The organism is Streptomyces sp. NPDC018964 (genome assembly GCF_044390325.1).
GTDB lineage: Bacteria > Actinomycetota > Actinomycetes > Streptomycetales > Streptomycetaceae > Streptomyces.
Genome location: NZ_JBIRYZ010000009.1, coordinates 39,437 through 59,703, shown reverse-complemented (window position 1 = coordinate 59,703; position 20,267 = coordinate 39,437). Strand labels below are relative to the sequence as shown.

Here is a 20,267-nt window from a genome sequence, read left to right as displayed (position 1 = left end):
GAGCGATGCTGGTGAGGCGCCGCAACGGAGTTTCCGCCTCCCCGGAAGACCCGGGAAACGGGCGGAGAACCGCCCGGGAACAGGCCGGACGAAAGGATGACGGAACCGGAACGCCCCGCCAGGCGCCCTTGTGCCCGCCGGCACGAAGGTTTTGGGTGGACGGGTTGACGCCGGCCGGGACCGTTGCCGCTCCGGGCCGGTGACATGGCGGAATCTCAGGAGGATCCCTGCATGTCCGATTCGCCGGGCGGCTGCCCCGAGCCGCGCAGCGCCGTCACGGAAGCCGAGGTGGAGGCCCTGGTACGGGGCATCTGCTTCAAGACCGGACCACCGCGCCTCCTCGGCGTCGAGGTGGAATGGCTCGTCCACGAGCTGCGGGACCCGCGGCTCCCCGTGTCACCCGAACGACTCGAAGCGGCCTACGCCGCCCTGCGGACCGTGCCCCTGAGGTCGGCGCTCACCGTCGAGCCCGGCGGCCAGCTGGAGCTGAGTTCACCGCCCGCCGCCTCCCTGACGGAGTGCGTCGGTACCGTCTCCGCCGACCTCGACGCCGTCCGCGCGGTCCTGCGCGAGGACGGTCTGGTCCTCGTCGGCCTCGGCCACGACCCCTGGCGCACCCCCCGCCGGTTCCTGCGCGAACCGCGGTACGACGCCATGGAGGCCTGTCTCGACCGCACCGGCCCCGCCGGCCGGGCCATGATGTGCACCTCCGCCTCCGTGCAGGTGTGCGTGGACGCCGGGTACGAGGAGCCCGGCCCGCTCGGCCATGTACGGCGCTGGTGGCTGGCGCACCAGCTGGGCGCGGTCCTGGTCGCCGTGTTCGCCAACTCCCCGCTCGCCGCCGGCCGGCCGACCGGCTGGCTGTCCACCCGGCAACTGCGCTGGGCGCAGATCGGCACCGGCCGGGCGGGCGGCCCCGTCCTCGATGCCGACCCGCGCGGCGCCTGGGCCCGGCACGTCCTGGACTCGCCCGTGATGTGCGTGCGGGACGACGTCGGGCCCTGGCACGTGCCGGACGGGCTCACCTTCCGGGAGTGGACCAGGTCCGGCATGCCCAGGCCTCCGGCCCGGGACGACCTCGACTACCACGTCACGACCCTGTTCCCGCCGGTGCGGCCGCGCGGCCACCTGGAACTGCGCATGATCGACGCGCAGCCCGGTGACGACGGCTGGATCGTGCCGCTGGCCGTGGTCGCGGCGCTGTTCGACGACCCGGAGGCCACCGAGACCGCCTACCGGGCGGTGAAGCCGCTGGCCGAGCGGACCCACGGCATGCCCGCGCCGCACAATCCGCTCTGGCGGGACGCGGCCCGCGTCGGCCTGGCCGACCCGGAGCTGCGCGAGGTGGCCGCCGCCTGCTTCGCGGCGGCGCTGCGCGCCCTGCCCCGGCTCGGCGCCGGCACCGAGGTGGTCGACGCGGTCGAGGCGTACCGGGACCGGTACGTCGCCCGGGGCCGCTGTCCGGCCGACGACTCGCTCGACGCGCTGCGGGCGACGGCCCGCGGCACGCGCCCCCGCCCCACGCACCCGCACGGGAAGGACACCCCCTCATGACCGACCCCGCCCTCGACGCCGAAGCCCTGCGCGAGCGCGCGGTCGCCTCGCTGGTCACCGCACGGGACCGCACCACGCTGCTCACCAGTTGTGTCGACGGACCAGACCTGACCGCCCAGCACTCGCCGCTGATGTCGCCGCTGGTGTGGGACCTCGCCCACATCGGCAACCAGGAGGAGCAGTGGCTGCTGCGGGCCGTCGCCGGGCAGGAGGCGATACGGCCCGAGATCGACACCCTGTACGACGCCTTCGAGCACCCGCGCTCCGAACGCCCGAAGCTGCCGCTGCTGCCGCCGGAGGAGGCCCGCCGGTACGCGGCCGACGTGCGCGGCCGGGCGCTGGACGTGCTGGAGAGGGCCGCGTTCGGCGGGACGCGGCTGACGGAGGCGGGCTTCGCCTTCGGGATGATCGCGCAGCACGAGCAGCAGCACGACGAGACCATGCTCATCACCCACCAGCTCCGCAAGGGCCCTCGGGCGCTGACCGCGCCGGACCCGGAGCCGGTGCCGCTGTTCACCGGTCCGGCCGAAGTCCTGGTCCCGGGCGGCCCGTTCACCATGGGCACCTCGGACGAGCCGTGGGCCCTGGACAACGAACGGCCCGCGCACCGGCGCGAGGTGGCGCCCTTCCGCATCGACACCACCCCGGTGACGAACGCCGCCTACCAGGCGTTCATCGAGGACGGCGGCTACGACGAGCCCCGCTGGTGGACGGCCGACGGCTGGGCGCACGTCCGCCGCAACTCCCTCACCGCGCCGCTGTTCTGGCGCCGGGACGGACGGCAGTGGCTGCGGCGCCGGTTCGGCGTCACCGAGGTGGTGCCGCCCGACGAGCCGGTTGTGCACGTGTGCTGGTACGAGGCCGACGCCTACGCCCGCTGGGCCGGGCGCCGGCTGCCCACCGAGGCCGAGTGGGAGAAGGCGGCCCGCCACGACCCGGCCGGCGACCGCTCGACGCGCTACCCGTGGGGCGACGCCGACCCCGGACCCGAGCACGCCAACCTCGGCCAGCGGCACCTGCGTCCGGCACCCGCCGGGAGCTACCCGGCCGGTGAGTCGCCGCTGGGCGTGCGGCAGTTGATCGGCGACGTGTGGGAGTGGACGGCGAGCGACTTCCTGCCGTACCCGGGGTTCAGGGCGTTCCCGTACAAGGAGTACTCGGAGGTGTTCTTCGGGCCGGAGTACAAGGTGCTGCGCGGCGGTTCGTTCGCCGTGGACCCGGTGGCCTGCCGGGGGACGTTCCGCAACTGGGACCTGCCGATCCGGCGGCAGATCTTCTCCGGGTTCCGCACGGCGCGCTCGGAGGACGTCTGATGTGCCGTCACGTGGCGTACGTGGGGCCCGCGGAGCCGCTGGGCGAGCTGCTCGTGAGACCGCCGCACGGGCTGTACCGGCAGTCCTGGGCGCCCCGGCGGCAGCGGTACGGCACGGTCAACGCCGACGGCTTCGGCGTGGGCTGGTACGCGCAGGGCGATCCGGTGCCGGCCCGGTACCGGCGGGCCGGACCGGTGTGGGCGGACCTGTCGTTCGCGGACCTCGCCCGTGTCGTACGGACCCGGGCGCTGCTCGCGGCCGTACGGGACGCGACCCTGTCGGGCGCGGACGCGGAGGCCGCGGCGGCGCCGTTCACGGCCGAGACCTGGCTGTTCAGCCACAACGGGGCGGTGCCGGGCTGGCCGGGGTCGCTCGCGCCGCTGGTGGCGTCCCTGTCCGCCGAGGACGTGCTGTCGCTGGAGGCCCGCAACGACTCCGCGTTCGTGTGGGCGCTGGTGCTGGCCCGGCTGCGGGCCGGTGACGAGGAGGGGCAGGCGCTGGCCGACACGGTCCTGGAGGTCGCCGCGGCGGCCCCCGGGGCCCGGCTCAACCTGCTGCTCACCAATGGCGACACCGTCACGGCGACCGCCTGGGGCGACACGCTGTGGTACCTCACCCGGGCCGGTGGCGGAACCGTCGTGGCCTCCGAGCCCTACGACGACGATCCGCACTGGCGCGAGATCCCCGACCGCACGCTGCTCGCGGCGAGCCGTACGGACGTCCTGCTGACCCCGCTCAAGGAGCCCGGCGACGCCCTGCCGTCCGCCGGCGCACCCGCACCTTCGAGGGAGCCCCTCACGTGAGTCCGTTCCGCCTCACCCGCACCCTGCCCGAGGACGCCACCGACGCCGCCCTGCGCGCCGACGTCCGCGAGGGCCTGACCGGCAGCCCCAGGACGCTGCCGCCCAAGTGGTTCTACGACGCCCGGGGCAGCGAACTCTTCGAGGAGATCACCGAGCTGCCCGAGTACTACCCGACCCGCGCCGAACGCGAGATCCTGCGCGCCCGCGCCGGTGAGATCGCCGCGGCGTCCGGCGCCCGCACCCTGGTCGAACTGGGCTCCGGCTCCTCGGAGAAGACGCGGCACCTGATCGACGCCCTGACCGGGCTGCGCGCCTACGTCCCCGTCGACGTCAGCGAGAGCGCCCTCACCCTGGCCGGGCGGGCGCTGGCCGCCGAGCGACCGGAGCTGGACGTGCACGCGCTGGTCGCCGACTTCACCGCCCTGCCGGCCCTGCCCGACACGCCGGGTCCGCGGCTGGTGGCGTTCCTCGGCGGCACCATCGGCAACCTGCTGCCGGCCGAGCGCGCCGCGTTCCTCGCCTCCGTCCGCGCCCTGCTCGCCCCGGGCGACGCCCTGCTGCTGGGCACGGACCTGGTGAAGGACGAGAAGGCGCTGGTCCGGGCGTACGACGACGCGGCCGGTGTGACGGCCGCGTTCAACAAGAACGTCCTGGCCGTCATCAACCGGGAGCTGGGCGCCGACTTCGACCCGGACGCCTTCGACCATGTGGCGCTGTGGGACGCCGGACACGAGTGGATCGAGATGCGGCTGCGCTCCCGTACCACGCAGACGGTGAAGATCCCCTCCCTGGGACTCGCCGTGGACTTCGCGGCGGGCGAGGAGCTGCGCACCGAGGTGTCGGCGAAGTTCCGCCGGGACGGAGTGCGCGGGGAACTGTCGGCCGCCGGGCTGGAGCCGGCCCGGTGGTGGACGGACGAGGAGGGGAGGTTCGCGCTGTCGCTGAGCGTCGCGCGCTGACGGGAGCGCCGCCGGGCCGCGCGTCGCCCTAGTCGAAGGCCAGGGCCTCGGTGATGCGGCGCGCGGCACGCCCGGCCTCGGTGGCCGGGTCGGCCCCGGTGAGCACCTCGGTCATGTACTCCTTGATCGGGTTGTCCGCCTCGACCGCGGCCCACCGGGGTGTGCCGGGGGTCGCCCGGCCCCGTGCGGCTCCGGCCGCCATGGCGGCGACCCCCTCCTCCCCCGCCACCGACTCGGCGAGCGCGGCCTTGTTGGGGACGTAGTTCATCGTGCGGGCCAGGTCGGTGTTCCACCGGGCGCCGGTGAGCGCGGCGACGACCTCGACGGCGCCCTCCCTGATGTCGGTCTTGGCCGGGACCACGAGGTCGGAGCCGCCGGTGAAGACGGCGCCGGGCTTGCCGGCGGCCCTGCCGGGCACGGGGAAGTAGCCCAGCTCCCCTTTGAGTTCCGGGTTCTGCTTGAGGATGGAGCTCGCCAGCCCCGGTACGGCCACGATCTGGGCGACCTTGCCCTCGGCGAACACGTCGGCCTGCGGCGGGTGTTCCTCGTCGGCGTCGGCCGGTCCGTCGCCGAGGGCCTGGAGCCGGCGGTAGAAGTCCATGCCGCGCAGCGCCTCCGGGCTGTCCAGCGCGCCCCGCCAGACGCCGTCCCGTTCCTCGGCGAGGTCTCCGCCCTCCTCCCAGATGAACCCGGCGAGGGTGTACCAGTCCTGTCCGGCGAGGTAGACGCCCTGGTTGCCGCCGGTGTCGAGCTTCTCGGTGAGGGTGAGCCACTCGTCGCGGGTCTTCGGCGGGGCGGTGACGCCGGCCCGCCGGAAGAGGTCCTTGCGGTAGATGACGACGCGGTTGGCCGCGTACCAGGGGATGCCGTACTGCTGGGAGCCCCACCGGCCGGGTTCGGCGAGGCCGGGCAGCCAGTCGTCGCGGCCCCAGTCGCGCATGGACTCCAGGGTGAGGTCGAGCAGTCCGTCGCCCTCCGCGTACGTGGCGACCTGGGTGTTGCCGACCTCGATGACGTCGGGGCCGTCCTCCTCGTCCGCCGCCAGTGCCTTCTGCACCTTCTCGCCGATGCCGGTCCACTCCTGGACGCGGATGTCGAGGCCGAGTCCGGGGTGTTCGCGCTCGAACTCCTCGGTGAAGCGGTCCAGGTACTCCTGCGAGGCGCTGTGCCGCATCAACCAGACGGTGACCGTGCTCCGTTCGGTGTCGCCGGGCATCAATCCACAGCCGCTGAGCAGGGAGGCGGAGACACAGACGAGGGCGAGCAGACGGCGTTTCACGGGGGTCCTGTTTCTGTCTGACGGACAGGGCGGGGCCCGGCGTGGGGGGCGAGCGGAGCTCGGGCGGGTGCCCAGCATCTTGGTATGGACCAATGCGTAGGTCAAGGCCGTCCCGCGGACGGGGCCGACGCCTCGCGCTCCGCCGGGGAGTGGGGCACGGTGGAAGGAGGCGAGAGGAGCAGTCGCATGTCGAATCACACCTACCGGGTCACGGAGATCGTCGGCACCTCGCCCGACGGCGTCGACCAGGCCGTACGCAACGGCATCGAACGCGCCTCGCGGACCCTGCGCAAGCTGGACTGGTTCGAGGTGACCCAGGTGCGCGGCCAGATCGAGGACGGGCAGGTCGCGCACTGGCAGGTGGGGCTGAAGGTCGGCTTCCGGCTGGAGGAGGCGGACTGAGCCGGGACGGGGCCGGGCCGCCGCTCAGGTGCGCCCTTCCCGCTCCTGCGCGTCCCTCAGCTCCCCGGAGGGGGCCGTCCAGCGGGCGAGGACGACGGTGAAACCGGCCCGCCGGGCGTCCTGGCAGACCAGCTCGTCGTCGTCCACGAGCACGCGGACGTCCCGGGTGCGGGCGAGGCGGCGCAGGACCGCCAGCTTGGTGTGGCGGGCCGGCCGGCGGTCGGCGTTGCCGCGCATGTGCACGTCCCCCTCGGGCAGCCCCTGGGCGGCGAGCCAGTCCAGCGTGTCGCGCCGGCAGCGCTCGGGGCGTCCGGTGAGGTAGACGATCTCGCACTCCCGCGCGCTCTCGTGGACCAGTGCGACGCCCTCGGCGAGCGGGGGGTCGTGCGGCGCGGCGGCGAAGAAGGCGTCCCAGTCGCGCGGCCCGCGCTCCAGGAAGTGCTGCCGGTGCGCCGTGTCGGCGAGGGTGTTGTCGAGGTCGAACACGGCCAGCGGCCGCTCGTGGCGGTGGGTCACGCCGCCCAGCCTAGGCGCGGGGTGTGCGGAATCCTGAGGGCCCCCGGGTGTTGAACCCGGTATGAGTTCCGTGATCCGCTCGACCCGCTTCTCCGTCCTCGACCGATCCCGCATCCGCGAAGGACACACCGGCCCCGAGGCGCTGCGGGACACCGTCGGCCTGGCGCGGGAGGTGGAGCGGCTCGGCTACCACCGGTTCTGGGTCGCCGAACACCACGGGGTGCCGGGGGTCGCCGGTTCGGCGCCGACCGTGCTGGCCGCCGCCGTCGCCGGGGCGACCCGGACCATCCGCGTCGGCACCGGCGGGGTGATGCTGCCCAACCACCGGCCCCTGGTGGTGGCCGAGCAGTTCGGGGTGCTGGAATCGCTGTTCCCGGGCCGCGTCGACATGGGTCTGGGCCGGTCGGTCGGCTTCACCGACGGGGTGCGCAGGGCGCTGGGGCGCGGCAAGGACGACGCGGAGGACTTCGCGGCCCAGCTCGACGAGCTGCTCGGCTGGTTCCGGGGCACCTCTCCCACCGGGGTGCACGCGCGGCCCGCCGAGGGTCTGACCGTGCCGCCGTTCGTGCTCGCCATGGGCGAGGGCGCCACGATCGCGGCCCGCGCGGGCCTGCCGATGGTCATCGGCGACCTCCGCGACCGGGACAGGATGCGGCGCGGCATCGATCACTACCGCGACCGGTTCCGCCCTTCTCCGTGGGCGAGCGAGCCGTACGTGGTCGTCTCCGGCACGGTCGCGGTGGCCGGTACCCCCGAGGAGGCCCGCCGGCTGCTGGTCCCGGAGGCCTGGTCGATGGCGTACTCCCGGACCCACGGCAGCTTTCCGCCGCTGCCGCCCGCCGAGCGCGTCGAGGCGCTCTCCCTGAGCGCCAAGGAGCGCGGCTTCTACGAGTCGGGGCTCAGCGGCCAGTTGGCCGGCACCGAGGACGAGGTGGCGCACCGGCTGGAGGAGGTCCTGGAGGAGACGGGCGCGCAGGAGGTGCTCGTCACCACCAGCACCCACGACCGGGAGGCGCTGCTGGACTCCTACCGGCGGCTCGCCGCGATCGCCGGGCTGGACGGCGGCACGGCGACGCGCCGGTGAGACGGGACCGGCGCGCCAAGGGGTGTGGACTACTCGCGGCCTCGCTTGGGGACGTCACGGCCACGGCGGCCGGACTCCTCGTCCATCTCCGTCTCGGCCTCGATGCGCTCCTTGCGGACCCGGCCGCGGACGGTCTCGTCAGCGGTCTTCTCCTCCGTGGTCATCCGGACCCGCTCGACCGGCACCGCCTCGGTCTCCACGACCGGGCGCTCCTCGTACAGCGTGACCTCGTGCTCGTCCTCCTTGAAGGCCGGACCCGACATGGCCTCGCCGCGGTTGGCGTCCGTGATCGGCTCGCGCTCCACGCGGACCTCCTCGTGGCGCACCGGCACGGTCTGCTGGACCTCCTCCGTGACCACGTACTTGCGCAGCCTGGCCCGTCCGGCCTCATGCCGCTCGACGCCGACGTGCATCCGCTCCTCGGAACGGGTCATGGCGTCGTCGCCGGGTCCCCGGGTCCGGGCCTCGCTCCGGCGGCCCGTGGTGCCTGCGGTTCCCGCGGCGCCCGCGGTCCCTGCCGCGCCCGCCGCTCCGGCGGCTCCCGCCGCTCCCGCCGTACCGGCCGCTCCCGCCGTACCGGTCGTGCCCATGCCGGGGGACCGGTCGCGTTCGCCGGGATCGGTCAGCACGGAGTCCCAGTCGATGCCGTAGTAGTCGTACAGACGGTGCTCCTCGTCCACCGACAGGTGGCCGCCCGCGTCGATGTCGACGCTGGGCGCGCCCTTGATCTTGTCCTTGCGGTAGGGGACCTCGAGGTGGTCCTTCACCAGGGCGGCGTCACGGATGGGGATGAACGATTCACTGGAGCCGAACATGCCTGTCTTGACGGTCACCCACTCGGGGCGCCCGCTCGCGTCGTCGAGGAAGACGTGCTTCGCGTCGCCGACCTTGTTCCCGTCCCCGTCGTACACCGGATGATCCAGCAGGATCGAGATCTCTTCGCGGGTGATCATCTTCCATCACCCTCCTTTCGAAGGTCGCCCCTCACTGGGTCTCCCGGATTACCCACTAAAAACTGAATAAAAGCGTCAAAGAGTACTTAATTTTCCACAGTGCTCACGCGTGGTGGCCTCCCTGGTGTCCCGCCGCCGCCTCCGGCTGCGCCGCGTGCGCCAGGGCGCGGCGGTCGACGTGACCCCCCGGCCGGATGGGGGCCCGCACCTCGACCTCGGCGACCACGCCGCGGGCCGACGCCACGCGCCACAGCGAGGCGAGGAGCGTGTCGTCACCGACGAAGGCCGGTGCGGTGGCCGGGGTTCCGCACGCGTTCCGGTAGCTGATGCGCACCGGCTGCACCGGGACCCGGGCGTCCAGCGCCGCCTGGAAGACCGCGCGGCGGAAGTGCCCCCGGGCCAGGCCGCACCAGGTGCTGCCCTCCGGGAACGCCGCGACCGCCGCGCCGCCGCGCAGGACCCCGGCGAGCGCGGCGACCGTGTCCGGCAGGGCGCGCAGCCGGTCACGGTCGATGAACAGCACGCCGCCGCGCGCCGCCAGCGCCCCCGCCACGGGCCAGCGCCGCACCTCCGCCTTGGCCAGCATCCTGGCCGGACGGACCGCCGCGAGCAGCGGCACGTCCAGCCAGGAGATGTGGTTGGCGACGAGCAGCAGTCCGCCCGTGGGCACGGTGGCCCCGGCGATACGGACCCGGACCCCGGCGGCCCGTACGATCCACCGGCACCACCGGCGCACCACGCCGTCCGGGATCCACCGCCCGAGCGGGAGCAGCGCGATCCCGGCGAGGACCAGCAGGCCCACCGCCGCCAGCCGCAGCACCGCCGGCGGCACGGCCGCCGCGGACGCCGTCGGCTCCACGCAGCCCCGCGGAGTGCAGGGCGCGCTCGGCAGCCAGACGCTCATCAGGCGGGGACGAGGGAGAGGAAGTGCCGCAGGTAGCGGGGGTTGACCCGGTTCATCGGCAGCAGCACGTAGAGGTCGGCGACACCGAAGTCCACGTCGTGTGCGGGCTCGCCGCAGACCCAGGCGCCGAGCCGGAGGTAGCCGCGCAGCAGGGCCGGCAGCTCGGAGGGCGCGGCGGGTGCCGGGGTGCCCGGCACCCAGGGCAGCAGCGGGCGCACCCGGTACTCCTCGGGTGCGAGGTGCCCCGCCCGCACCCGGTCCCAGGCGGCGGAGGCGAGCGCGCCCCCGTCGGCCAGCGGGACGGAGCAGCAGCCGGCCAGCCAGGCGTGACCGCGGTCGGTCATGTAGCGGGCGATGCCGGCCCAGATGAGTCCGATGACCGCGCCGTCGCGGTGGTCGGGGTGCACGCAGGAGCGGCCGACCTCGACGAGGGACGGCCGTATCGCGTCGAGCCCCGACAGGTCGAACTCGCCCTCCGCGTACAGCCGCCCGGCGATCCCGGCGCGCTCCGGCGGCAGCAGCCGGTAGGTGCCGACGACCTGGCCGCCGGCCTCCTCGCGCACGAGCAGGTGGTCGCAGTAGGCGTCGAAGGGGTCGACGTCCAGTCCCGGCTGCGGAGTGGTCAGCAGGGCGCCCATCTCCCCCGCGAAGACGTCGTACCGCAGCCGCTGGGCGGCGCGCACGTCCTCCTCGTCGCGGGCGAGGGTGACGGTGTAGCGGGTGGGGGCGGTGGGCTTCGGGGGGTGGTCGACGGTCAGCACGCCGGTCATGGCTCTCTCCTGATCACGCGCCGGAGCGGGGCGGGGACACCCCTGTTCTCCCGACCGGGGTTGGCGTGTACGTGTCCGGAGCCGGGAGCGCGGATGTGGAGATGCTGAATGACCGGAGCGGAAAGCGAGACGGGGCCGGGAGGAGCACCTCTCCCGGCCCCGCCCGTCCGCACCTTTCGGCGAACGTTCAGTGCGGCGCCCTAAACGGGCGCGGGGCTGTGTCGATGTGCGGCTCCGCCGCGCGGGCGCGCCCGGCCGCGGACGGCCCGCCGCCGCGCAGCGCTACCGCTTGCCCGCCTTGCGCGTGGCCCGCAGCCATTCCTTGTTCATCCCCGTGATGGAGGTCAGCGGGATCCCCTTCGGGCAGGCGGTCGCGCACTCCCCGGCCAGGGTGCACCCCCCGAACCCCTCCTCGTCCATCTGCGCCACCATGTCCAGCACCCGCGTCTCCCGCTCGGGCGCCCCCTGCGGCAGCACGTTCAGGTGGTTGATCTTCGCGGAGGTGAAGAGCATCGCCGCGCCGTTGGGGCAGGCCGCCACGCACGCCCCGCACCCGATGCACTCCGCGTGCTCGAAGGCGAGGTCCGCGTCCGGCTTCGGCACGGGCGTCGCGTGGGCCTCGGGAGCGGAGCCGGTCGGCGCCGTGATGTAGCCGCCGGCCTGGATGATCCGGTCGAAGGCGGAACGGTCGACCACCAGGTCCTTCACGACCGGGAAGGCGGACGCCCGCCACGGCTCGACGTCGATGGTGTCGCCGTCCTTGAAGGACCGCATGTGCAGCTGGCAGGTGGTGGTGCGCTCGGGACCGTGGGCGTCGCCGTTGATGACGAGCGAGCAGGCCCCGCAGATGCCCTCGCGGCAGTCGTGGTCGAAGGCGACCGGGTCCTCGCCCTTGAGGATGAGCTCCTCGTTGAGGGTGTCGAGCATCTCCAGGAAGGACATGTCGGGTGAGATGCCGTCCACCTCGTACGTGAACATGGCGCCGTCGGCGTCGGCGTTCTTCTGCCGCCAGACGCGCAGGTTGAGCTTCATGCGTAGCTCCGCTGGGTGGGGTGGACGTACTCGAAGACCAGGTCTTCCTTGTGCAGGACGGGAGCCTCGCCGGTGCCGGTGAACTCCCAGGCGGCGGCGTAGGAGAACTCCTCGTCCCGGCGCGCGGCCTCGCCGTCGGGGGTCTGCGACTCCTCGCGGAAGTGGCCGCCGCAGGACTCGGAGCGGTGCAGCGCGTCGAGGCACATCAGCTCGGCGAGCTCCAGGTAGTCGACGATGCGGTTGGCCTTCTCCAGCGACTGGTTGAACTCCTCGCCGGTGCCGGGGACCTTGATGCGCCGCCAGAACTCCTCGCGGATCTGCGGGATGCGTTCGAGGGCCTTGCGCAGTCCGGAGTCGGTGCGGGCCATGCCGCAGAACTCCCACATGAGTTCGCCGACCTCGCGGTGGAAGGAGTCGGGGGTGCGGTCGCCGTCGACGGACAGCAGCAGGTCGATCCGGTCCCGGGTCTCGGCCAGCACCTCCCGTACCGCGGGGTGTTCGTCGGTGACCTCGTCCTGGTGCGGGTTGCGGGCCAGGTAGTCGTTGACGGTGGCCGGGAGGACGAAGTAGCCGTCGGCCAGGCCCTGCATCAGCGCGGAGGCGCCGAGGCGGTTGGCGCCGTGGTCGGAGAAGTTGGCCTCACCGATCGCGAACAGGCCCGGGATCGTGGTCTGGAGGTCGTAGTCGACCCACAGTCCGCCCATCGTGTAGTGCACGGCGGGGTAGATCCGCATGGGCACCTCGTACGGATCCTCGTCGGTGATCCGCTGGTACATGTCGAAGAGGTTGCCGTACTTGGCCTCGACGGCCTTGCGTCCCATCCGCTGGATGGCGTCGGCGAAGTCGAGGTAGACGCCCTGGCCGCCGGGGCCCACTCCCCTGCCCTCGTCGCAGACGTTCTTCGCGGCGCGGGAGGCGATGTCACGGGGGACGAGGTTGCCGAAGGAGGGGTAGATGCGCTCCAGGTAGTAGTCGCGCTCGTCCTCGGGGATCCGCGCGGGCGGGCGGGTGTCGCCCTTGGCCTTGGGCACCCAGATGCGGCCGTCGTTGCGCAGCGACTCGCTCATCAGCGTCAGCTTGGACTGATGGTCGCCGGTGCGCGGGATGCAGGTGGGGTGGATCTGCGTGAAGCAGGGGTTGGCGAAGTACGCGCCGCGCCGGTGCGCCCGCCAGATGGCGGTGGCGTTGGAGTTCATGGCGTTCGTCGACAGGTAGAAGACGTTGCCGTAGCCGCCGCTGGCGAGGACGACGGCGTCCGCGAAGTACGTGTCGATCTTCCCGGTGATCAGGTCCCGGGCGACGATGCCGCGGGCCCGGCCGTCGACGACGATCAGGTCGAGCATCTCGGTGCGCGGGTGCATCTCGACGTTCCCGGCGGCGATCTGCCGGCTGAGCGCCTGGTAGGCGCCGAGGAGGAGCTGCTGGCCCGTCTGGCCGCGGGCGTAGAAGGTGCGGGAGACCTGGACGCCGCCGAAGGAGCGGGTGTCGAGCAGTCCGCCGTACTCGCGGGCGAAGGGCACGCCCTGGGCGACACACTGGTCGATGATCTCGACGGAGATCTGTGCGAGGCGGTGGACGTTGGACTCGCGGGAGCGGAAGTCGCCGCCCTTGACGGTGTCGTAGAACAGGCGGTGGACGGAGTCGCCGTCGTTGCGGTAGTTCTTCGCCGCGTTGATGCCTCCCTGCGCGGCGATGGAGTGGGCGCGGCGCGGGGAGTCCTGGTAGCAGAACTGGACGACGTGGTAGCCCTGTTCGGCCAGGGTGGCGCCGGCGGAGCCGCCGGCGAGGCCGGTGCCGACGACGATGACGGTCTTGCCGCGCCGGTTGGCGGGGTTGACCAGCTTGGCCTCGAAGCGGCGCTTGTCCCAGCGCTCGTGGACCGGGCCGGCGGGGGCCTTGGTGTCGGCGACCGGTTCGCCGGTCGTGTACGCGGTGTAGGAGGTCATGGTCAGCTCACCACTCCGGTCATGACGCCCACGGGTACGGCGATGAAGCCGGCCGTGAGCAGCAGTGCGAGGGCATTGGCGGTGGTCTTGAGGGCGCGGTCGCGGGTGCGGCTGCCGACGCCGAGGGTCTGGGCGGCGCTCCAGAAGCCGTGCCGGACGTGCAGTCCGACGGCGAGCATCGCGACGATGTAGATGACGTTGCCGTACCAGGTGGAGAAGGTGTCCACGATGTTCTGGTAGGGCTTGCCGGTCTCGAAGCCGCCGGAGTGCACGGTGCCGGTGGTCAGGTCGAGGAGGTGCCAGACGATGAACAGGGCGAGGATGACGCCGCCCCAGCGCATGGTGCGCGTGGCGTAGCTCGCCCGCGGCTTCTTGTGCACGTACTTGCTGGGGCGTGCCTTGATGTCGCGGCGGCTGAGCTGGTAGGCGGAGACGGCGTGGGCGATCACGGCGACGACGAGGACGACGCGGATCAGCCACAGCGTCCACTCGTAGTGCATGAACGGTTCGCCGACGGTGCGCAGCCAGTGGGCGTAGTGGTTGAACTCGCCGGCCCCGAAGAAGATCTTCAGGTTCCCGATCATGTGGGCGACCAGGTACAGCAGCATGATCAGGCCGCTGACCGCCATCACTGTCTTCTTGCCGACGGTCGAGTCCCACACGGTGCGTGCCATGGACGGCCGTCGGTCCGTCCGCGTTGCCAGAGCCATGTCACCAGACGCTAGGGCCGGAGGGCCTCATCGGTCCAAGACATGGTCCGGCTCGTTTCGATAGGGAGAGCCTATGCTGGGTGCGTGCAGTTCCAGCAGCTCCAGTACTTCGTGGCCGTCGCCGAGACCCGGCACTTCACCCGGGCCGCGGAGCTGGTCCACGTCGCGCAGCCGTCGCTGTCGCAGCAGATCAAGGCGCTGGAGCGGGAGCTGGGTGCGGACCTGTTCCGGCGGGCGCGCGGGAACATCACGCTGACCGACGCGGGCGAGGCGCTGCTGCCGCTGGCCCGGCGGATCCTCGCCGACGCGGACACCGCCCGGCACGAGGTACAGGAGGTGGCGCAGCTGCGCAGCGGGCGGGTGCGGCTGGGGGCGACGCCGAGCCTGTGCACCGGACTGCTGCCGGACGTGCTGCGCGCCTTCCACGACCGCTACCCGGGCGTCCGGCTGCTGGTCGAGGAGGGCGGCTCGCACGACCTGGTGCGGGAGCTGGCCCGCGGGGCCCTCGACCTCGCCCTGGTGGTCCTGCCGCTGCCGACCCCCTCCCCCGCGCTGACCACGGTGGAGCTGCTGCGCGAGGACCTGGTGGTCGTCTCCTCCCCGGACGCCCCGCGTCCGGGACGGGGCCGGCGCACCGTGCGCATCGCCGACCTGGAGGGCGAACGGCTGGTGATGTTCCGGCACGGGTACGACCTGCGGGAGCTGACGGTGGCGGCGTGCCGGGCGGAGGGGTTCGAGCCGGAGTTCGCGGTGGAGGGCGGGGAGATGGACGCGGTACTGGGCTTCGTACGGGCGGGGCTCGGGGTGGCGGTGGTGCCGCGGATGGTGGCGGCCCGCTCCGGCCACGGACTGCGCGTCACCCCGCTGGCCCGCCCGGGCCTGCACCGGGCCATCGCCCTGGCCCACCGCAGCGACGTGGCCCCGCCCCGGGCCGCGCGGGAGCTGCAGCGGATGCTGCTGGAACGCTGACGCGGGCGGGAGCCTCGCCCCGCCGCCCCTTCCCGCCCCCGGCCCCCGTTGCGCGGTTCCCCGCGCCCCTATGGCCCTACCCCCTTCGGGCCCACGCTGCGGAGCCGCATGTCGACACAGTCCCGCGCCCCCCTCAGGGGACCGGGGTGCCCTGGTGGTAGTACATGCGCCGACCCGTCCGGTCGTCGTGCTTGCGCCAGAGGGAGCTGCGGCGGGCCCGGTGTCCGTCGAAGCGGGTCTCGTACGTGAGGTGGACCAGGCCGGGTGCGAGGAGGACGCCGGTGATCTCCGACGGTTCGTGCACCGGGCCGCCCGCCGAGCCGCCCGGGTGGTCGCGCGGCTCGGCGAGCATCTCCTCGTACGTGTGGCGTCGGCCCGAGGCACCCGCCTCGGTGAACTCCGGGTCCGGCAGACGCGCCACCTCGGCACGCGAGGAGCGCACGGCCGGATCCATGAGCCGCAGCTCCCCCTCGGTCGCCGCCCTCACCGGATCCCTCTCCCGGTCCGTCCCCGCCCGGTCCTCCCCCGTCCGTGAGAGCTTCCCCCCGGGCGCGGGGAACTGCGCGACAAGCCGCGGCCGGTCCACAGCCACCGTACGACCCGCACCCCCGAGCCACTGGGCGGCTAGCCCGTGGCATCCGCCAGGGCCAGCTCGTGGAGCCGTTCCGGCGGGCCCGGGCGGGCGTAGTACCAGCCCTGGGCCGTGTCGCAGCCGAGGACGCGGAGCTGTTCGGCCTGCGCCCCCGTCTCCACGCCCTCCACCGTGACCGCGAGGTCGAGGCTGTGGGCCAGGGAGACGATCCCCTCGACGATCTTCAGGTCGACGGGGTCGGCCGGGAACCGCTGCATGCTCTGGGTGAAGGAACGGTCCAGCTTCAGGACGCTCACCGGGAGCCGGCGCAGGTTGGCCAGGTTGGAGTAGCCGGTGCCGAAGTCGTCCAGGGCGATGTCGACGCCCATCTCCGCCAGCCGGCGCAGCGGCTTCAGCAGGTCGTCGTCCGCGCCGATCAGCGCCGACTCGGTCACCTCCAGGCACAGCGCGTCCGGCGTCATCCCCGCGCGCTCCAGGATCTCCACCGTGTCCTGGACCAGCCCGGGATGCGTGAGCTGGCAGGGCGACAGGTTCACGTTGATGCGCAGCGGGCCGAGCGCCTCGCCCCCGTGCCGGTCCCGCCACTCGCGGGCCTGGCGCACCGACTGCTCCAGCACCCAGCGGCCCAGCGGAACGATCAGCCCGGTGTGCTCGGCGAGCGGGATGAACCGGTCCGGGGACAGCACCCCGTGCTGCGGGTGCAGCCAGCGCACCAGTGCCTCCGCGCCCCGCACACTGCCGTCGCCGAGGTGCACCAGCGGCTGGTACTCGATGAAGAACTCGCCCCGGTCCAGGGCCGTCGGCAGCGCCGTGGTGAGCCCGTGCCGGGTGATGGCGCGGGCGTCGGCCTCCGGGTCGGCGAGCTCGAACCGGTTGCCGCCCGCCGACTTGGCCCGGTACATGGTGATGTCGGCGCTGCGCAGCACCTCCGCCGCGCTGCGTTCCCCGGCCGGTCCCTCGACGACGCCGATGCTGCCGCGCACGGTCAGCTCCCGGCCGTCCACGCTGATCGGGGCGAGCAGCGCGTTCATGATGCGGGCGGCGAGCTCGTCGACGGTCCGCTCGGTGTCGGGGCCGGTGGTCAGTGCCACGAACTCGTCGCCGCCGAGCCGGGCCACCATCTCGCCGGACGCGGTGGCGCAGGCCTGCAGCCGGTCGGCGACCTCGACGAGCAGCCGGTCGCCGGCCGCGTGCCCGAGGCTGTCGTTGACGGTCTTGAAGCCGTCCAGGTCGAGGTAGCACAGCCCGAACCGCTGGCCCTCGCCGGCGCCGAGCGCCTTCTCCAGCCGCTCGAAGAAGAACGCCCGGTTGGGCAGCCCGGTGAGCGCGTCGTGGGTGGCCTCGTACCGCAGCCGGAGGTTGAGCAGCCGCCGCTCGGTGGTGTCCTCCATGAGGGCGAGCTGGTACTGCGGGTCGCCGTCGGCGTCACGCAGCAGGGACACCGTCAGATTGGTCCACAGGACCGTTCCGTCCGGGCGGTAGAACGCCTTTTCGAGGTGGTAGTGCTCGCGCTCGCCGCTCACCAGCTCGTCGTAGAGCCGCCAGGTCTGCGGGGCGTCGTCGGGGTGGACCCACTCCTGGACCTTGCGGCTGCGCAGCGCCTGCTCGGACAGGCCGAACATGCGCCGCAGCGCGCCGTTGACCTGGAGGATGTTGCCCTCCAGGTCGGCGATGCCGATCCCTATGGCCGCGCCCTCGAACACCGCGCGGAACCGGGCCTCGGTGGCGTGCAGCGCCTGCGCCACCACGCCCTGGGCCTCCAGCGCGGCCCGCGCGACGGCCTCCTGCTCGGCCAGCGTCCGCTCCCGCAGTGCCTGCGCGAACCCGGCGGCCATGGCGTGCTGGAGCCTCGCGGAGCGCGCCCGCAGGTCCTCCCGGTCGCCGCCCTCGCCGCAGTACAGGACCAGATAGGCGTCCACGCAGTCCAGGGTCCGGCTGAGCGCCTCCGGGTCGGTGCAGTGCGCCTCCACCAGCGCGGCCCCGGCCGTCCGGCCCGCGTCCGCGTCGAACGACCGGGCCCGCAGCGCCTCGCTCAGCAGCCGGGCCACCGGCAGCAGGCGCTCCTCGAACTCCGGGCGGGTCGACGACGTCGAGGTCACCGGGAAGACCGCCCGGCTCCAGATCGTCGCGAACCGGCGCAGTCTGTCCTCCGGCCCGTCCGGCTCCGCGCTCACGCCGTACGCCCCACGCCCGCGAAACCGGAGAACGCGTAGGGATCCTCGTCCTCCGGTGCGGTGTCCGGTCGCCACCGCGGCATCGGCACCAGTCCGGGTTCCACCATGTCGTACCCCTCGAAGAACCGCGCGATCTCGTCGCGCGTGCGCATGATCAGCGGATTGCGAATGTCCTGGTACACGTCCACCGCCCCCTCGGCCCGCTCCGCCGGCAGCGGGATTCCCTCGTACGAGGCGTGGGTGAGCACGAGCATGCTGCCGGGCGCGAGGGCCTGGCTCAGTTCGGCCACCGCCGCGTACGGGTCGTCCGCGTCTTCCACGAAGTGCAGTATGGCAACGAGGAGGAGCGCCACTGGCCGATTCAGGTCGATCAACCGCAGCACTTCGGGGCTGTCGATGATCTCCCGCGGCTTGCGGAGGTCCGCGGCGACGACGCCCGCGCCCTCGTTGCCCTCCAGAACGGCCTGGCTGTGTGCCACGGCCACCGGGTCGTGGTCGACGTACATCACGCGGGCGTCCGGCACGGCCGCCTGCGCCACCTCGTGGACGTTGCCGAACGTCGGGATGCCGGAACCGATGTCCAGGAACTGGGTGATGCCCTCACCGGCCGCGAAACGCACCGCCCGCCGCATGAAGGCACGATTCGCCTGCATGATCTTGGGCAGGCCCGGCATGAACTCCATGGCCCTGCGGGCCGCTTCCCGGTCGACCTCGAAGTTGTGCGAGCCGCCCAGGTAGTAGTCGTACATCCGGGAGACGCTGGGCACCGATATGTCGATGCTCCGAGGGGCCCAGGCGGGACGCTCCATGCGGCTCTCCAAGACGTAGACGATCCGGTGTTCGAGCAGAGGCTACTGATCGTCCGCCAAAGGAGCGACCCCAAACGGAAATTGACCGTCCGTTCCCGGTCACTGCCAGTGGCACGTGCCTGTTCGGCCACCGCGAAAGCGTGACGACACGCGTCCATGACGTTCCGGAGAGTTCCGGCACGCCGGGAGGTACGCGGAAAGGTACGCGGAAAGGTACGCGGAGAGAAGCTCCGATGATTCCATGCGTACCGGTGCATCACGGCAAAACGGTCCGCCCCTCCGCGAGCGGCGGAGGGGCGGACACGCGGCCGGCGGCGTCCGGAGCGGACGACACCCTGGGAGGTTGTTATTTCTCCGGCGCGCCGACCGGCTTTCCGTCGGGCCGTACGGCGTACCAGGTGCCGCCGACGCCCTGACCGTTGGTGTCGCCGGGAGCCTTGTCACCGGCGAAGGTGTAGATGGGCCAGCAGTTGATCGTCTGCTGGTCGGCGCCGTCCGGGCGGGTGAAGGTCATGTAGCCCTTCTTCTGGATGCCCTCGGTGTCCTCGAAGTCGACCGGCGGGACCACCGGCCACTTCTCCAGGCAGGCGCCGGTGCAGGCGGACACGGGTTTCGGCCAGGCCTCGTCCTTCATGAAGCGGTAGACGGTCATGCCGTTCCCGTCGACGACGATCTCGCCCAGCTTCGGGTCCTCGCGGGTGGAGAGCCCCGGCTGGTCGGCGGCCTGCGCCTTCTTGCCCTCGGGGTTCAGCGCGAACCACTTGCCGCCCACGCCCTGGCCCTTGACGTCACCGGCGTTGACGTCCTTGACGTAGCGGTAGACCGGCCAGCCGGCGACGGTGAGCTGTTTGGTGCCGTCGGCCCGGTCGACCGATCCGAGCAGCGCCTTGTCGATGCCCTCGCCCGCCGAGGCGTCGTCGGCGGGCACCGGCGGCCAGGTCTTGGCGCAGTCGTCCTCGCAGTTGGACGCGGGCGGCTCGGCGGTGTCCTGGTCGAAGCGGTACAGGGTCAGACCGAGGTTGTCGGTCACCACCTTGCCCAGTTCGGCGTTGGTGGAGACGTTCAGCTCGCCCGCCGTGTCGGAGGGTGCCGCCGATGCCTGTGTACCGCCGCCTCCCGCCTGGCCCGCGCCGGTGCCGATGCTGCCGAGGTCCCCGGCCCCGGCCGTGGCACCGACGTTCTGGCTGGAGGGGGACTGCGGGCTCTCCTGCCCGCACGCCGTGGTCAGGGCCAGCACCGCCGCGGCGCTCGCCACCAGCGAGGCGGTCCGCCAGGAGGTCTTCATCGTCAACTCCACATCATCGCAAGGGTGTTGCAGCGCCCTGCTGTGCCGCCGCTCGACGATGGGTACGCACGGGAGCACAGGTCGTGTTCAACGGTGGCCCGGATTTCTTTTGTTAACTCCTTCGGGGCAATCACCGGGCTCCCGGGCGTGGCCCGGCGGCGCACGCCTCATGATCCTCCACGTGCAAGCACTCGTACCGACCCAATCCCGCGC

At 72.8% G+C, this 20,267-nt stretch carries 19 protein-coding genes; 7 read left to right on the top strand and 12 right to left on the bottom strand.

The window, feature by feature from the left end; translation table 11 throughout:
• Positions 1-231: 231 nt before the first annotated feature.
• The 4 genes from egtA to egtD are packed head-to-tail and all read left to right on the top strand — an operon-like array spanning position 232 to position 4,629.
• Entirely contained in the window at positions 232-1,554 is a 1,323-nt protein-coding gene (gene egtA / locus ACH5AO_RS17220; protein WP_398925361.1) for an ergothioneine biosynthesis glutamate--cysteine ligase EgtA, read from the top strand.
• Positions 1,551-2,867 (top strand): ergothioneine biosynthesis protein EgtB, encoded by a 1,317-nt coding sequence (egtB, locus tag ACH5AO_RS17215; protein WP_398925359.1) that lies wholly within the window; start codon positions 1,551-1,553, stop codon positions 2,865-2,867. Before egtA ends, egtB begins: the two co-directional genes overlap by 4 nt.
• Positions 2,867-3,670: an ergothioneine biosynthesis protein EgtC gene (gene egtC / locus ACH5AO_RS17210; protein ID WP_398925357.1), complete on the top strand. Its 804-nt coding sequence runs from the start codon at positions 2,867-2,869 to the stop codon at positions 3,668-3,670. Before egtB ends, egtC begins: the two co-directional genes overlap by 1 nt.
• A complete protein-coding gene (gene egtD, locus ACH5AO_RS17205) occupies positions 3,667-4,629 on the top strand; it encodes an L-histidine N(alpha)-methyltransferase (RefSeq protein ID WP_398925355.1) in 963 nt (320 codons plus the stop codon). The genes egtC and egtD overlap by 4 nt, the downstream gene beginning before the upstream one ends.
• A 28-nt stretch (positions 4,630-4,657) precedes the next feature.
• Here egtD and ACH5AO_RS17200 read toward each other — a convergent pair whose 3' ends face one another.
• Positions 4,658-5,908 carry an extracellular solute-binding protein gene (locus ACH5AO_RS17200; protein ID WP_398925353.1) on the bottom strand — a complete coding sequence of 417 codons (1,251 nt, stop codon included), beginning with the start codon at positions 5,906-5,908 and terminating at the stop codon, positions 4,658-4,660.
• Positions 5,909-6,094: 186 nt separating this feature from the next.
• Here ACH5AO_RS17200 and ACH5AO_RS17195 point away from each other — a divergent pair, with 186 nt between their 5' ends.
• On the top strand, positions 6,095-6,310 hold the full coding sequence (locus ACH5AO_RS17195) for a dodecin (RefSeq protein ID WP_398925351.1): 216 nt from the start codon (positions 6,095-6,097) through the stop codon (positions 6,308-6,310).
• Between the two features lie 24 nt (positions 6,311-6,334).
• Here ACH5AO_RS17195 and ACH5AO_RS17190 read toward each other — a convergent pair whose 3' ends face one another.
• Positions 6,335-6,826, bottom strand: coding sequence for a hypothetical protein (locus ACH5AO_RS17190; RefSeq protein WP_398925349.1), 492 nt, complete (start codon positions 6,824-6,826; stop codon positions 6,335-6,337).
• Positions 6,827-6,887: 61 nt separating this feature from the next.
• On the opposite strand from ACH5AO_RS17190, the gene ACH5AO_RS17185 reads away from it, so the two are divergent.
• Positions 6,888-7,910, top strand: a complete 1,023-nt coding sequence (locus ACH5AO_RS17185) for an LLM class flavin-dependent oxidoreductase (protein ID WP_398925347.1) — start codon at positions 6,888-6,890, stop codon at positions 7,908-7,910.
• Between the two features lie 29 nt (positions 7,911-7,939).
• On the opposite strand, the gene ACH5AO_RS17180 is transcribed toward ACH5AO_RS17185, so the two are convergent.
• The 6 genes from ACH5AO_RS17180 to ACH5AO_RS17155 all read right to left on the bottom strand — a co-directional run bounded on the left by ACH5AO_RS17180 (position 7,940) and on the right by ACH5AO_RS17155 (position 14,189).
• A complete protein-coding gene (locus ACH5AO_RS17180) occupies positions 7,940-8,863 on the bottom strand; it encodes a DUF2382 domain-containing protein (protein ID WP_398925345.1) in 924 nt (307 codons plus the stop codon).
• A 103-nt stretch (positions 8,864-8,966) separates the two neighbouring features.
• A complete protein-coding gene (locus ACH5AO_RS17175; protein ID WP_398925343.1) occupies positions 8,967-9,767 on the bottom strand; it encodes a lysophospholipid acyltransferase family protein in 801 nt (266 codons plus the stop codon).
• Positions 9,767-10,537, bottom strand: a complete 771-nt coding sequence (locus ACH5AO_RS17170; RefSeq protein ID WP_398925341.1) for a GNAT family N-acetyltransferase — start codon at positions 10,535-10,537, stop codon at positions 9,767-9,769. The genes ACH5AO_RS17175 and ACH5AO_RS17170 overlap by 1 nt, the downstream gene beginning before the upstream one ends.
• Before the next feature lie 282 nt (positions 10,538-10,819).
• Positions 10,820-11,569: a succinate dehydrogenase/fumarate reductase iron-sulfur subunit gene (locus ACH5AO_RS17165; RefSeq protein ID WP_398925339.1), complete on the bottom strand. Its 750-nt coding sequence runs from the start codon at positions 11,567-11,569 to the stop codon at positions 10,820-10,822.
• Positions 11,566-13,515: a fumarate reductase/succinate dehydrogenase flavoprotein subunit gene (locus ACH5AO_RS17160; protein WP_398925337.1), complete on the bottom strand. Its 1,950-nt coding sequence runs from the start codon at positions 13,513-13,515 to the stop codon at positions 11,566-11,568. The genes ACH5AO_RS17165 and ACH5AO_RS17160 overlap by 4 nt, the downstream gene beginning before the upstream one ends.
• A gap of 2 nt (positions 13,516-13,517) precedes the next feature.
• The gene (locus tag ACH5AO_RS17155; protein ID WP_398925334.1) at positions 13,518-14,189 is read right to left on the bottom strand and encodes a succinate dehydrogenase; all 672 of its coding nucleotides are present in this window, start codon (positions 14,187-14,189) and stop codon (positions 13,518-13,520) included.
• 120 nt (positions 14,190-14,309) lie between these two features.
• On the opposite strand from ACH5AO_RS17155, the gene ACH5AO_RS17150 reads away from it, so the two are divergent.
• Positions 14,310-15,194 (top strand): LysR family transcriptional regulator, encoded by an 885-nt coding sequence (locus ACH5AO_RS17150; RefSeq protein WP_398925332.1) that lies wholly within the window; start codon positions 14,310-14,312, stop codon positions 15,192-15,194.
• 133 nt (positions 15,195-15,327) lie between these two features.
• Here ACH5AO_RS17150 and ACH5AO_RS17145 read toward each other — a convergent pair whose 3' ends face one another.
• From ACH5AO_RS17145 to ACH5AO_RS17130, 4 genes are all read right to left on the bottom strand, one after another.
• The gene (locus ACH5AO_RS17145) at positions 15,328-15,648 is read right to left on the bottom strand and encodes a DUF4440 domain-containing protein (protein WP_398925797.1); all 321 of its coding nucleotides are present in this window, start codon (positions 15,646-15,648) and stop codon (positions 15,328-15,330) included.
• A 170-nt stretch (positions 15,649-15,818) separates the two neighbouring features.
• The gene (locus ACH5AO_RS17140; RefSeq protein WP_398925330.1) at positions 15,819-17,960 is read right to left on the bottom strand and encodes a putative bifunctional diguanylate cyclase/phosphodiesterase; all 2,142 of its coding nucleotides are present in this window, start codon (positions 17,958-17,960) and stop codon (positions 15,819-15,821) included.
• Positions 17,957-18,769 carry an SAM-dependent methyltransferase gene (locus tag ACH5AO_RS17135; protein WP_398925328.1) on the bottom strand — a complete coding sequence of 271 codons (813 nt, stop codon included), beginning with the start codon at positions 18,767-18,769 and terminating at the stop codon, positions 17,957-17,959. Before ACH5AO_RS17135 ends, ACH5AO_RS17140 begins: the two co-directional genes overlap by 4 nt.
• A 346-nt stretch (positions 18,770-19,115) precedes the next feature.
• Positions 19,116-20,054, bottom strand: a complete 939-nt coding sequence (locus ACH5AO_RS17130) for an SCO0930 family lipoprotein (RefSeq protein ID WP_398925795.1) — start codon at positions 20,052-20,054, stop codon at positions 19,116-19,118.
• Positions 20,055-20,267 lie beyond the last annotated feature (213 nt).